Here is an 11359-nt window from a genome sequence, read left to right on the forward strand (position 1 = left end):
ATGGCCTATTCCGCCGCCTGTTGCGCGCCCTTGACGCCCTGGGCCAGGGCCGCCGTCAGCTCAGCCACGGCGTTAACGGTTTTGCCGGTCGCCCGTCCCTCGGCGTCGAGGCTGTTCTTGAGCGCATCGACCAGCGCGGTGCCGACAACCGAACCATCGGCCTTCTCGGCAATGGCGCGCGCCGCTTCCGGCGTGCGGATGCCAAAACCAACGCATATCGGCAGCTTGGTATGCCGCTTGATGCGCGCGACAGCGTCACCGACCACATTCGCGTCCGCCGCCGCTGCACCGGTGATGCCGGCGATCGAAACGTAATAGACAAAGCCTGATGTGTTCGCGAGCACCGCCGGCAGGCGCTTGTCGTCCGTGGTCGGGGTCGCCAGGCGAATGAAGTTCAGGCCCGCCTTCAGCGCGGGAATGCAGAGCTCGTCGTCTTCCTCCGGCGGCAAATCGACGATGATGAGACCGTCAACGCCGGCCGTCTTGGCGTCAGCCAAAAACTTGTCGACGCCGTAAATGTAGATCGGATTGTAATAGCCCATCAGCACCAGCGGCGTGATGTTGTCGTCCTTGCGGAAGTCGCGCACGAGGTCGAGCGTCTTCTTCAAGGTCATGCCGGCCTTGAGCGCGCGCAGACCTGCAGCCTGAATCGAGGGACCGTCCGCCATCGGATCGGTGAAGGGAATGCCGAGCTCGATGACGTCGGCGCCTGCCTTGGGCAGCGCCTTGACGATATTGAGTGACGTCGTGAGATCGGGATCGCCGGCCATCACATAGGTGACGAAGGCCGCGCGGCCCTCTTTCTTCAATGCGGCGAAACGGGTGTCGATACGCGTGGTCACTTGCTCTTGCCCCTCAGGATGTCGCCGACCTGCGGGACGTCCTTGTCGCCGCGGCCGGAGAGGTTGACGACCATCAGGTGATCTTTTGGCCGCTTCGGCGCGAGCTCCATCACCTTGGCGATGGCGTGCGCGGGCTCGAGCGCGGGGATGATCCCTTCGAGGCGCGACAGCAGCTGGAACGCTGCGAGCGCTTCGTCATCGGTCGCGGAGAGATAGTTCACGCGGCCGATCTCGTGCAGCCAGGAATGCTCGGGGCCGATGCCGGGATAGTCGAGGCCGGCCGAGATCGAATGCGCGTCCTGGATCTGGCCGTCGGCATCCATCAAGAGATAGGTGCGGTTGCCGTGCAGCACGCCGGGACGGCCGCCCGCGATCGACGCCGCATGCAGTTGCGTCAATCCATGTCCCGCGGCTTCGACGCCGAAGATCTCGACGGAGGGATCGTCGAGGAACGGGTGAAACAGGCCCATTGCGTTCGAGCCGCCGCCGATGCAGGCGACCAGCGAATCCGGCAGGCGGCCCTCGACCTCCTGCATCTGCGCCTTGGTCTCGTTGCCGATGATCGACTGGAAGTCGCGCACCAGCGTCGGATAGGGATGCGGGCCGGCGACCGTCCCGATGCAATAGAACGTGTTGTGCACGTTGGTGACCCAGTCGCGCAGGGCCTCGTTCATGGCGTCCTTCAGCGTGCGGGTGCCCGACTGCACCGGGACCACCGTCGCACCCAGCATCTCCATGCGGATCACGTTGGGCTGCTGCCGCTCGACATCGACGGCGCCCATATAGACCACGCATTCGAGCCCGAAGCGCGCGCACAGCGTCGCGGTGGCGACACCGTGCTGGCCGGCACCGGTCTCGGCGATGATCCGCTTCTTGCCCATGCGCCGCGCCAGCATGATCTGGCCGAGCACGTTGTTCACCTTGTGCGAGCCGGTGTGGTTGAGCTCTTCGCGCTTCAGATAAATCTTGGCGCCGCCGAGATGCTCGGTCAGGCGCTCGGCGAAATAGAGCGGCGAGGGCCGGCCGACATAATGCGTGAGATAGCCGTTCATCTCGGCCTGGAAGGCCGGATCGGCCTTGGCCTCGGTGTAGGCCTTCTCCAGATCGAGGATCAGCGGCATCAGGGTTTCGGCGACAAAGCGGCCGCCGAAGATGCCGAAATGGCCGCGATCGTCGGGACCGCTGCGATAGGAATTGGGTTTGGCGACGTTCATCGAACACTCAACTCTTGGCTGGAGTCTTGACTGGCGCGCGCAGCGCGAATGAAGGCCTTGATCATCTTCGGATCTTTCACGCCGGGGGCGCTCTCGACACCGGAGGACACGTCGACGCCGCCGGCGCGGGTGACGCGGAGAGCTTCCGCGAGGTTATCGGCATGAAGCCCGCCCGAGACCATGTAGGGCAGCCTCAGATCGAGGTTTTCGAGCAGGTGCCAGTCGAAGGGCTCCCCCAGGCCGCCGGGCCGGGTCGCATCCTTCGGCGCGCGGGCATCGAACAGGATGCGGTCGGCGACCGCGGCATAGCCGGGCAACACGGCGAGATCGGCCGCGGTCGCGACCGGGACCGCCTTCATCACCGGGCGGCCGAACCGCTGCTTGATGTCGCGCAGCTGCGCCACGCTCTCCTTGCCGTGTAGCTGGAAAATGTCCGGCGACAGCGCGTCCATGATGTTGTCGAGCGTCGCATCGTCGGCATCGACCGTGAGCGCCACCTTGAGCGCGCGCCCCTCCACCTGGCGGCCGAGGTCGCGGCCGAGCTCCAGGGACAGGTGCCGCGGCGAAGGCGGGAAGAACACGAACCCCACCATATCCGCACCCGCCTCGAGCGCCGTTTGAAGCGTCTCGCGCGTGGACAGGCCGCAGATTTTGACGAGCAGGGACATGGTCTCAAAGCAAATGGAGGCCGCAACGTGCAGCCGGAAAACAGAGTTTTCGGTCGGGGCCGCTTCTACAACGTCGCGCGCTGCTTGTCTCGCCCGATGGGCCCGTAAAGCCCAACCCCGGAGGGAACGGGAAGGCGCTGCGAGCCGGGCTTTGCCGCGGCCGCCTGGGCCCGCAAATCGGCCAGTTCGGTCCTGGCAGCCCGTGAATCCGCCTCGTGCCGGCGCGCCGCGCGGCGCCAGTGCCGCTGACCGAGCCAGACGGCGGAGCCGCCGGCGAACACGCCGAGGGCGGCGACCAGGATCAGGAGCAGGAACAGCGGCAGCGTGACCGACAATGACGGGTCGTTCGCAATGAACGGATCGAACGAGACCGTGACGAAGTGCCGGTTGGCAACGGCGAAGGCCACCAGGATCAGGCCCAGCGGGATCACGATCAGCGCGGTCAGGAACTTTCGCATCGCGATCGCTCGTCTTGAATCAAGCTTGCGGCCGCATCATGCGGCCGTTCGGTTAAACCCCGACGACGACAGCCTTAGTCGGGCGCGCCGGGATCCGGATGGTCGCGGTTCAGCCGCTCGCGCATTTCCTTGCCGGTCTTGAAGAACGGAACGCTCTTCTGATCGACGGGCACATGGGCGCCGGTGCGTGGATTGCGCCCGGCGCGTGCAGGGCGGTGCTTGACCGAGAAGGCACCGAAGCCGCGCAACTCGACGCGGTCACCGCGCGCGAGAGCCGCTACGATCTCTTCGAGAATCGCATTCACAATGTTCTCGACATCCCGCTGGTACAGATGCGGGTTGTGCTCGGCGATACGCTGAACAAGTTCGGATTTGATCATCGAGAGATAGGACCCGGAAGCGTGCGGATGACCATTTCCGTGAAAATACCTTGATCTGTCAAGACGCTAAATCAAGGTTGAGCGTCGTGAAATTGCGTGACAAATGCCGAAAAAGCGGGCTGCCCCGACGCCCGTCAAACGGGAAAACCCTCAGCCGCTCGCCCAAACCCCTCAATTTGAGGCGGCCGGTTGCCACAGGGCCAGCATTCCATCCATTCCGAACCGATCGACCGCCTGCGCGACGCCGGTTTGCCCGATTTGATGCGCAATCGAGCCCAAACCGAGCGCTTCCAGCGTAACGGCGGCGGCCGTCTTAAGGAATGGCAGATCGCCGAAGCGCGGCTGGAGCTTGTAGTCGCGCACGGAGAGCCCCTTCTTGACGCCCTTCTGCTCGACCAGCCAGGTCACCGCCGTCTTCTCGTCGCCGATCTGATCGATCAGCTTGAGATCGATCGCCTGGCGCCCGGTGAAGACGCGGCCATCAGCCACTTTCTCGAGCTGCGTGTCATCCATGCCACGCCGCTCCTTCACCAATCCCCTGAACCAGGCATAGGAATCCTTCACCAGCGCATCGAGGGCGGCCCGTGCTTCCGGGCTGGTCGGCTCAAAACCGTTGGGCGCGGCCTTCAGCGGCGACGACTTCACCTCCTCGACCTTGACGCCGATGGTCTTCAGGAGCTCGCTGACGTTGGGATATTGGAACAGCACGCCGATCGACCCGACCAGCGAACTCTGCTGCGCGATGATGTGGTCGCTCGCAATCGCCGTGATGTAACCCCCGGAGGCAGCCAGGCCCTCGACCACGACGACGAGCGGCTTCTTCGCCTTCAGCCGGACAAGCGAATCGTAAAGCTGCTCGGACCCGGCCGTAGTGCCACCCGGCGAGTTGATGTGAATGATGACGGCGGCGGCCTGCGAATTCTCCAGCCGCTCCAGCGCCTGCGTGCGATCGGAATCGCTGCGGATCAGGCCCTCGATCTGGACCCGCGCGATCGAGCCGGCGGATGCGAACGTGCCCCGCGTCCCCGGTGTCACGACCAGCGCAAAGCCCGCAATCGCCGCAATCGCGATCAGCGCAGCCACCACGCGCCAGAACGTCAGCTTGCGGCGGATCCTGCGGCGATCGACGATGATGTCCGAATCGAGCGACATCTAGATATCTCCAAATGAAAGGCCGGACGCGTTGTGCCCTCACAGCGAGACCAACGGCTTATCTGGATACATCAATTGCGGCGCAATTAGAAGAAAACAAGGCTGTGAGCGCGGTGGGAGCCCGGTACCTCGCCACACCCTCGCTGTCGTCCCTGCGAACGCAGGGACCCATAACCACAGGGAGAAATTGTCGCGCAAAGCTCGCAACTCCGGGTCTTCGTCAAACCACTCCCTGTGGGTATGGGTCCCTGATCGGCGCTCCGACAACGCTGCGCGTTGTCACGAGCTGCGCTTGTCCTGGACGACAGCGGAGTTTTCCGGAGCGACAGCGGAGCTTGTGGAGACAGCAAACAAAAAAAGCCCCGGCTCACGCCGGGGCTTTGATGTCAGCGAAACCTTCGTTTCGCTTACTTGCTGTCGCGGTTCTTGAGCGCGGTGCCGAGGATGTCGCCGAGCGTTGCTCCCGAATCGGAGGAGCCGTACTGCGCGATGGCTTCCTTCTCTTCGGCGACTTCGAGCGCCTTGATCGACACCTGGACCTTGCGGGCCTTCTTGTCGAACTGGATCACGCGGGCATCGACCTTCTCACCGACGGCAAAGCGTTCGGCGCGCTGGTCGTTGCGGTCACGGGCGAGCTCGGAGCGCTTGATGAAGGTGGAGAAGTCGGTACCGGTGATCTTCACCTCGATGCCGCTTTCCTTCACTTCGAGCACTTCGCAGGTCACGACCGCGCCCTTCTTGACATCGCCCGGCTCGGCGAAGGGATCGCCTTCGAGCTGCTTGATGCCGAGCGAGATGCGCTCCTTCTCGACGTCCACATCGAGCACCACGGCCTTCACCATGTCGCCCTTCTTGTAGTTGTCGATCACCTGCTCGCCCGGAAGCTTCCAGTCGAGGTCGGAGAGATGGACCATGCCGTCGACGTCGCCCTCGAGACCCAGGAACAGACCGAACTCGGTCTTGTTCTTGACCTCGCCCTCGACTGTCGAACCGGTCGGGTGACCTTCGACGAAGACCTCCCAGGGGTTGCGCATGGTCTGCTTGAGGCCGAGCGAGATGCGGCGCTTGACGGAATCGACTTCCAGCACCTGCACTTCGACTTCCTGCGAGGTCGAAACGATCTTGCCGGGGTGCATGTTCTTCTTGGTCCACGACATCTCGGAGACGTGGATCAGGCCTTCGATGCCCGGCTCGAGCTCGACGAACGCACCGTAGTCGGTGATGTTGGTGACGCGGCCGGTGAAGCGGGCACCCAGCGGGTACTTGGCTTCGATGCCCTGCCACGGATCGTCCAGCAGCTGCTTCATGCCCAGCGAGATGCGGTGCGTCTCGTGGTTGATCTTGATGATCTTGACCTTCACGGTCTGGCCGATCGAGAGCACCTCGGTCGGGTGGTTGACGCGGCGCCACGCGATGTCGGTGACGTGCAGCAGGCCGTCGATACCGCCGAGATCAACGAACGCACCGTAATCGGTGATGTTCTTGACCACGCCGTCGATGACCTGACCCTCTTCGAGGTTCTGCACCAGCTCCTGACGCTGCTCGGCGCGGGTCTCTTCGAGAACCGTGCGGCGGGACACGACGATGTTGCCGCGGCGGCGGTCCATCTTGAGGATCTGGAACGGCTGCGAGTTGTTCATCAGCGGCGCAACGTCGCGGATCGGACGGATGTCGACCTGCGAGCGCGGCAGGAAGGCCACGGCACCGTCGAGGTCGACGGTGAAGCCGCCCTTGACCTGGTTGAAGATGACGCCGTTGACCTTCTCGTTGTTCTGGAACGCCTTCTCGAGCTTGCCCCAGCTCTCTTCGCGGCGCGCCTTGTCGCGCGACAGCACGGCTTCGCCGAGCGCGTTCTCGATGCGGTCGAGGAACACTTCGACCTCGTCGCCGACCTTCAGTTCACTGTCACGGCCGGGGCCGGAAAATTCGCGCAGGGCGACGCGGCCCTCGGTCTTCAGGCCGACGTCGATGACGGCCATGTCCTTTTCAATTGCAACAACCTTGCCCTTGACGACGGAGCTCTCCTGCAGGTTGCCACCTGCGAAGGACTCGTCGAGCATCGCGGCGAAATCGTCGCGCGACGGGCTATAGGTATCAGCAGAAGTCGAAGCCATTTGTTCTCCAGTTGCGGATGTCGTGCCGGCCGTTGGGTTCATGGGCGCATCGCACGCGCAGTGTCGGAAGGTCCGCAAGACCTTCGAGCGACCGCTCGCTGCTCCGGCCTGAAAGGCGGAACAGCGGATGCGGGCCGGCTGAGGCCCGCGCGTTCGATACGTGGAAATCTTGTGTCCGGAGCCTGGATCGCGTCGGCCCCAAACAGGGGACCGAGGTATCGACCTCAAAGAGCGGGAGCGGGCGCTTCCTCCAATGACGGCGGCGGCTTAACCCCGCGACCGGCCCGCTCGGACGGCCTCGATAATGTCGATGGCGGCCCGGACGCCGCCTTCTATATCCAGTTGGGAGTTATCTAGCAAGTAAGCATCGGCGGCCGGTTTCAGGGGTGCAATCGGCCGGTTCTTGTCACGTTCGTCGCGCTGGATGATGTCGGCGAGCACGGCGGCCTCGTCGGCATCCTCGCCCCTCGCCTTGGCTTCCATGGTCCGGCGGCGCGCTCGGACTTTTGGGTCTGCGACGACGAAAATCTTCACGTCCGCATGCGGGCAGATCACGGTTCCAATGTCCCGGCCGTCCAGCACCGCTCCGGGCGGATCGGCGGCGAATTGCCGCTGAAAATTGACCAGGGCCTCGCGAACCCTGGGGATCGCCGAGACGATGGAGGCGCCCTCGCCGGCCTTCTGGGTCTTCAGGGCGGGATTGCCGAACTTCTCGGGATCGAGTTCCAGCGCCGCAGCGACCGCAGCCTCCTCGTCCCGGAGATCGTGGCCAGACTGCATCAGGGCATAGGCCACCGCACGGTAGATCACGCCGGTATCGAGATGACGATAGCCGTAATGATGCGCGAGACGCTTGCCGAGTGTGCCTTTGCCCGAGGCCGCGGGCCCGTCGATGGCGATGATCATGAAAACTCGGCCCCTAGCGAACGCATCATCGGAATGAAATCCGGAAAGCTGGTGGCGATGAAGGCGGTGTCGTCGACGGTCACGGGCTGATCGGATGCGCAGCCCATCACCAATGCGGACATCGCGATGCGATGGTCCATGTGGGTCGCGACAGTGCCGCCACCGGGGACGTGACCGCGGCCTTCGACGATCAGATCGTCGCCGGAGACCTCGACCTTCACGCCGTTGACGCGGAGCATGGCAGCGGTGGCCTCCAGGCGGTCGGACTCCTTGACGCGCAGCTCCTGCAGGCCGCGCATGATCGTCGTACCCTCGGCGAAGGCGGCTGCCACCGCGAGCACGAGATATTCATCGATCATCGAGGGCGCGCGCTCCGGCGGCACCACGACGCCACGCAGCTTCGAGGCCCGCACGCGCAGTTTCGCCATCGGCTCGCCGGCGTCACCGCGGACTTCGCTCTCCTCGATCGATGCGCCCATTTCGCGCAGCGTGGTGAACAGGCCGGTGCGCAGCGGATTGGTCATCACATCGGACAGGACGACATCGGAGCCCTCGACGATCAGCGCCGCGACCACCGGGAAAGCCGCCGAGGAGGGATCGGCCGGCACCACGACATTGGCGCCGTGCAGCTCGGGCTGGCCTTTGAGCGTGATACGGCGGCCGTGCAGTCCCTCCTGTGCCGAGGTGATGTCGGCGCCAAAATGCTTCAGCATCAATTCGGTGTGGTCGCGGCTGGCCTCGGTCTCGATGACGGTCGTAGTGCCGGGTGCGGCGAGGCCCGCCAGCAGCACCGCCGATTTGATCTGGGCCGAGGCGACCGGGGTCTTGTAGGTGATCGGCAGCGGATCGCGCGCGCCCTGAAGGGTCAGGGGCAGACGGCCGCCCTCACTGCCGGAGATGACCTTGGCGCCCATCTTTTCCAGGGGATCGAGGATCCGGCGCATGGGGCGGCTGCGCAACGAGGCGTCGCCGTCGAAAACCGCCGAGATCGGGCAGCCGGCGACGGCGCCCATCACCAGCCGGCAGCCGGTGCCGGAGTTCCCGAAATCCAGTGGGGCCTTGGGCTGGGCGAAGCCCGCGACGCCCACGCCCTGCACTTTCCAGGCAAAATCGCCGGTCCGCTCGACGGTGGCGCCCAGCGCCTGCATCGATTTGGCGGTGTTGAGGACGTCCTCGCCCTCCAGCAGGCCCGAAATCCTGGTCTCGCCGACCGCGAGCGCGCCCAGGATGAGGGCACGGTGGGAGATCGACTTGTCCCCGGGCACCCGTATTTTCCCGGTCAGGGGCCCGCTGGCGCGAGCCTGGAGCGGCCTCGTTTGGTCGGAATGGGTCACGATTGTGTCCTTGGATGCGCCCTCAAGGGGGCTGGGCGCAGGTACCACATGGTCAGTGCCCCGTCACGGGCATGTCGTTCTCCCGCAATGCGCTATTGACAGCGGGCCGCCAACTAGCCAAGTGAAACACCGCTTTTCAGACATTCCCAGGATTCCTGCCGTGGCCAAGTCCGAACTCGGAACCAAACGTATTTGCCCAACCACGGGCAAGAAGTTCTATGACCTCAACAAGAATCCGGTGATCTCGCCCTATACTGGCGAAGTCGTGCCGATCGCCCCGGTCGCGCCCGCGCGCATGCCCCGCGGCGCCGAAGCCCGGCACGCAGCGACGGCCGACACCACGCCGGAGCCGGCAGAGGTCGAGGAGGTCTCGCTCGAGGAGGCCGACGCCGAGGAGAACACCGGCAAGGTCAAGGCCGCCGTGCCCGAATCCGAGGACGATATCGAGGTCGATGAGACCCTCGATGACGACGATGACGATGATTCGACCTTCATTGCCGACGAAGAAGAGGGCGATGAGGACGTGACCGACATCATTGGTGATGTCGGAGGTGATGAAGAGACTTGAGATCAGCCCTGATCTGTGAAAAAGGGTGCACCGCGCGAGTCACCAGGGCTCGCCGGTGCGGGTGATCCACTAGGATCCCCGCAAGGACTAAGGGGCCATAGCTCAGCTGGGAGAGCGCTTGCATGGCATGCAAGAGGTCGGCGGTTCGATCCCGCCTGGCTCCACCAGCCTTCGCTGGCTTCGCCAGCTTCGGCTCGGCAAGCCCTTTCGTAGCGAAGGCTGCCGCGGCGTAGCCCGAAGGGCGAAGCCGGGCTTCATCCGCAAACTTCCAATTCGCCAACTTCGTTCCGCAGGCCCTAAGTGGCGAAGCCGGGCTTCAGCAGAACATAAGCGGGTGTAAGCTCTCCTCGACAACTGGAGAGCGTGCCGTGAAGTACGTTTACAAGTACGTTTACATCCTCGAGAGCCTCGATTCGCTCCATTTCTACGTCGGGATCACCGACGACCTGCGCGCCCGCCTGACAAAGCACAATGCTGGCGAGGTGCCTCACACCTCGAAATACGGGCCCTGGCGACTCAAAACTTACGTTGCGTTCAGCAACGAGAAGCAGGCCGCCGCATTCGAGAAATATCTGAAATCATCGTCCGGCCGCGCCTTCGCCAAGAAGCGCCTCTAGCCCTACTCCCCGATCACCGCGTTCAGCCGATCCCGCAGCGCGACGATCTCGTCCTTTATCGTGACCAGTTCCGACACCGAGCAGTCCGACGCCGCCAGGATCGACTGTGGCACGCTGCGGGCTTTTTCCTTCAGTGCATGGCCCTGCGCCGTCAGCGCGATCAGGACCTGACGCTCGTCCTCGCTCGAGCGGGTGCGCCTGACGAGATGGGCGGCCTCGAGCCGCTTGAGCAGCGGCGTCAGCGTGCCCGAATCTAGGAACAGCCGCTCGCCGATGTCCTTGACCGGCACGTCGTCGCGCTCCCACAGCACCAGCATCACCAGATATTGCGGATAAGTCAGGCCGAGCCGGTCCAGCAGCGGCTTGTAGACGCGGTTGAAGGCGTGCGCGGCCGAATAGACCGCGAAGCAGATCTGGTTGTCGAGGCGTTGCGGATCGAGGGTCGATAGCTTCCGGGGCATGGAGAATCTCACGGGATTTCCTCCCATTCTGGGGCCGGAGGGCGGCACATTCAATTGCGAACAATTAAATGTGAGCCATGATAATTTCAATTGCGCACAATCAAATTGTTTGTGATACAGAGCGCACCCCAACCGAAAGACCCGAGGAGACGACAATGTCCGTGAACGTCCTCTACAAGACCAGCGCCAAGGCCACCGGCGGTCGTGATGGCCATGCTGCAACCCTCGACGGCGCGCTCGACGTCAAGCTCACCACGCCGAAGGAGCTCGGCGGCGGCGGCGGCGCCGGCAACAATCCCGAGCAGCTGTTCGCGGCCGGCTATGCCGCCTGCTTCATCGGCGCAATGAAGTTCGTCTCGTCCCAGGGCGGGCCGAAGGTTCCGGCTGATGCCTCCGTCACCTCGACCGTCGGCATCGGCCCGCGCTCCGAGGGCGGCTTCGGTCTCGACATCGATCTCGCCGTCTCGCTGCCGGGCCTCGCCCGCGCGGAAGCCGAGGCGCTGGTCGAGAAGGCGCACCAGGTGTGCCCCTACTCCAATGCCACGCGCGGCAATGTCGACGTTCGCCTGACGGTCGTCTGATCGAAAGTGCGGATTGGCTGGCCCGGGATCACCCTCGGGCCGGCCGCTTCCGCTGATCTGCCAA

Annotated in this window: 13 protein-coding genes and 1 tRNA gene; 4 read left to right on the plus strand and 10 right to left on the minus strand. The window is 64.2% G+C overall.

Annotation, left to right across the window (positions count from 1 at the left end; translation table 11 throughout):
- Positions 1-5: 5 nt before the first annotated feature.
- The 9 genes from trpA to aroA form a co-directional block, all read right to left on the minus strand.
- Positions 6-842 carry a tryptophan synthase subunit alpha gene (trpA, locus tag GA0061098_RS24360; RefSeq protein ID WP_091962312.1) on the minus strand — a complete coding sequence of 279 codons (837 nt, stop codon included), beginning with the start codon at positions 840-842 and terminating at the stop codon, positions 6-8.
- Positions 839-2056: a tryptophan synthase subunit beta gene (gene trpB / locus GA0061098_RS24365; protein ID WP_091962315.1), complete on the minus strand. Its 1218-nt coding sequence runs from the start codon at positions 2054-2056 to the stop codon at positions 839-841. The genes trpA and trpB overlap by 4 nt, the downstream gene beginning before the upstream one ends.
- On the minus strand, positions 2053-2724 hold the full coding sequence (locus GA0061098_RS24370; RefSeq protein ID WP_091962318.1) for a phosphoribosylanthranilate isomerase: 672 nt from the start codon (positions 2722-2724) through the stop codon (positions 2053-2055). The genes trpB and GA0061098_RS24370 overlap by 4 nt, the downstream gene beginning before the upstream one ends.
- A 65-nt stretch (positions 2725-2789) precedes the next feature.
- The gene (locus tag GA0061098_RS24375; protein WP_091962322.1) at positions 2790-3182 is read right to left on the minus strand and encodes a DUF1049 domain-containing protein; all 393 of its coding nucleotides are present in this window, start codon (positions 3180-3182) and stop codon (positions 2790-2792) included.
- A 74-nt stretch (positions 3183-3256) separates the two neighbouring features.
- On the minus strand, positions 3257-3562 hold the full coding sequence (locus GA0061098_RS24380; protein WP_007598410.1) for an integration host factor subunit beta: 306 nt from the start codon (positions 3560-3562) through the stop codon (positions 3257-3259).
- 171 nt (positions 3563-3733) lie between these two features.
- A complete protein-coding gene (sppA, locus tag GA0061098_RS24385; protein WP_091962325.1) occupies positions 3734-4714 on the minus strand; it encodes a signal peptide peptidase SppA in 981 nt (326 codons plus the stop codon).
- A 407-nt stretch (positions 4715-5121) separates the two neighbouring features.
- A complete protein-coding gene (gene rpsA / locus GA0061098_RS24390) occupies positions 5122-6828 on the minus strand; it encodes a 30S ribosomal protein S1 (protein WP_028139473.1) in 1707 nt (568 codons plus the stop codon).
- A gap of 267 nt (positions 6829-7095) precedes the next feature.
- Positions 7096-7734 (minus strand): (d)CMP kinase, encoded by a 639-nt coding sequence (gene cmk / locus GA0061098_RS24395; RefSeq protein ID WP_091962328.1) that lies wholly within the window; start codon positions 7732-7734, stop codon positions 7096-7098.
- Positions 7731-9068, minus strand: coding sequence for a 3-phosphoshikimate 1-carboxyvinyltransferase (gene aroA / locus GA0061098_RS24400; protein ID WP_091962331.1), 1338 nt, complete (start codon positions 9066-9068; stop codon positions 7731-7733). The genes cmk and aroA overlap by 4 nt, the downstream gene beginning before the upstream one ends.
- Positions 9069-9228: 160 nt before the next feature.
- Here aroA and GA0061098_RS24405 point away from each other — a divergent pair, with 160 nt between their 5' ends.
- From GA0061098_RS24405 to GA0061098_RS24415, 3 genes are all read left to right on the plus strand, one after another.
- Positions 9229-9636 carry a TIGR02300 family protein gene (locus tag GA0061098_RS24405; RefSeq protein ID WP_091962334.1) on the plus strand — a complete coding sequence of 136 codons (408 nt, stop codon included), beginning with the start codon at positions 9229-9231 and terminating at the stop codon, positions 9634-9636.
- A 91-nt stretch (positions 9637-9727) separates the two neighbouring features.
- A tRNA-Ala gene (locus GA0061098_RS24410) sits at positions 9728-9803 on the plus strand.
- Positions 9804-10004: 201 nt separating this feature from the next.
- The gene (locus GA0061098_RS24415; protein WP_091962337.1) at positions 10005-10253 is read left to right on the plus strand and encodes a GIY-YIG nuclease family protein; all 249 of its coding nucleotides are present in this window, start codon (positions 10005-10007) and stop codon (positions 10251-10253) included.
- A 2-nt stretch (positions 10254-10255) separates the two neighbouring features.
- On the opposite strand, the gene GA0061098_RS24420 is transcribed toward GA0061098_RS24415, so the two are convergent.
- On the minus strand, positions 10256-10714 hold the full coding sequence (locus GA0061098_RS24420; protein WP_165637576.1) for a MarR family winged helix-turn-helix transcriptional regulator: 459 nt from the start codon (positions 10712-10714) through the stop codon (positions 10256-10258).
- 155 nt (positions 10715-10869) lie between these two features.
- Here GA0061098_RS24420 and GA0061098_RS24425 point away from each other — a divergent pair, with 155 nt between their 5' ends.
- Positions 10870-11295, plus strand: a complete 426-nt coding sequence (locus tag GA0061098_RS24425) for an organic hydroperoxide resistance protein (protein ID WP_018323436.1) — start codon at positions 10870-10872, stop codon at positions 11293-11295.
- Positions 11296-11359: the final 64 nt, after the last annotated feature.

Source organism: Bradyrhizobium shewense (genome assembly GCF_900094605.1).
In the GTDB taxonomy this organism is placed as follows: Bacteria; Pseudomonadota; Alphaproteobacteria; order Rhizobiales; family Xanthobacteraceae; genus Bradyrhizobium; species Bradyrhizobium shewense.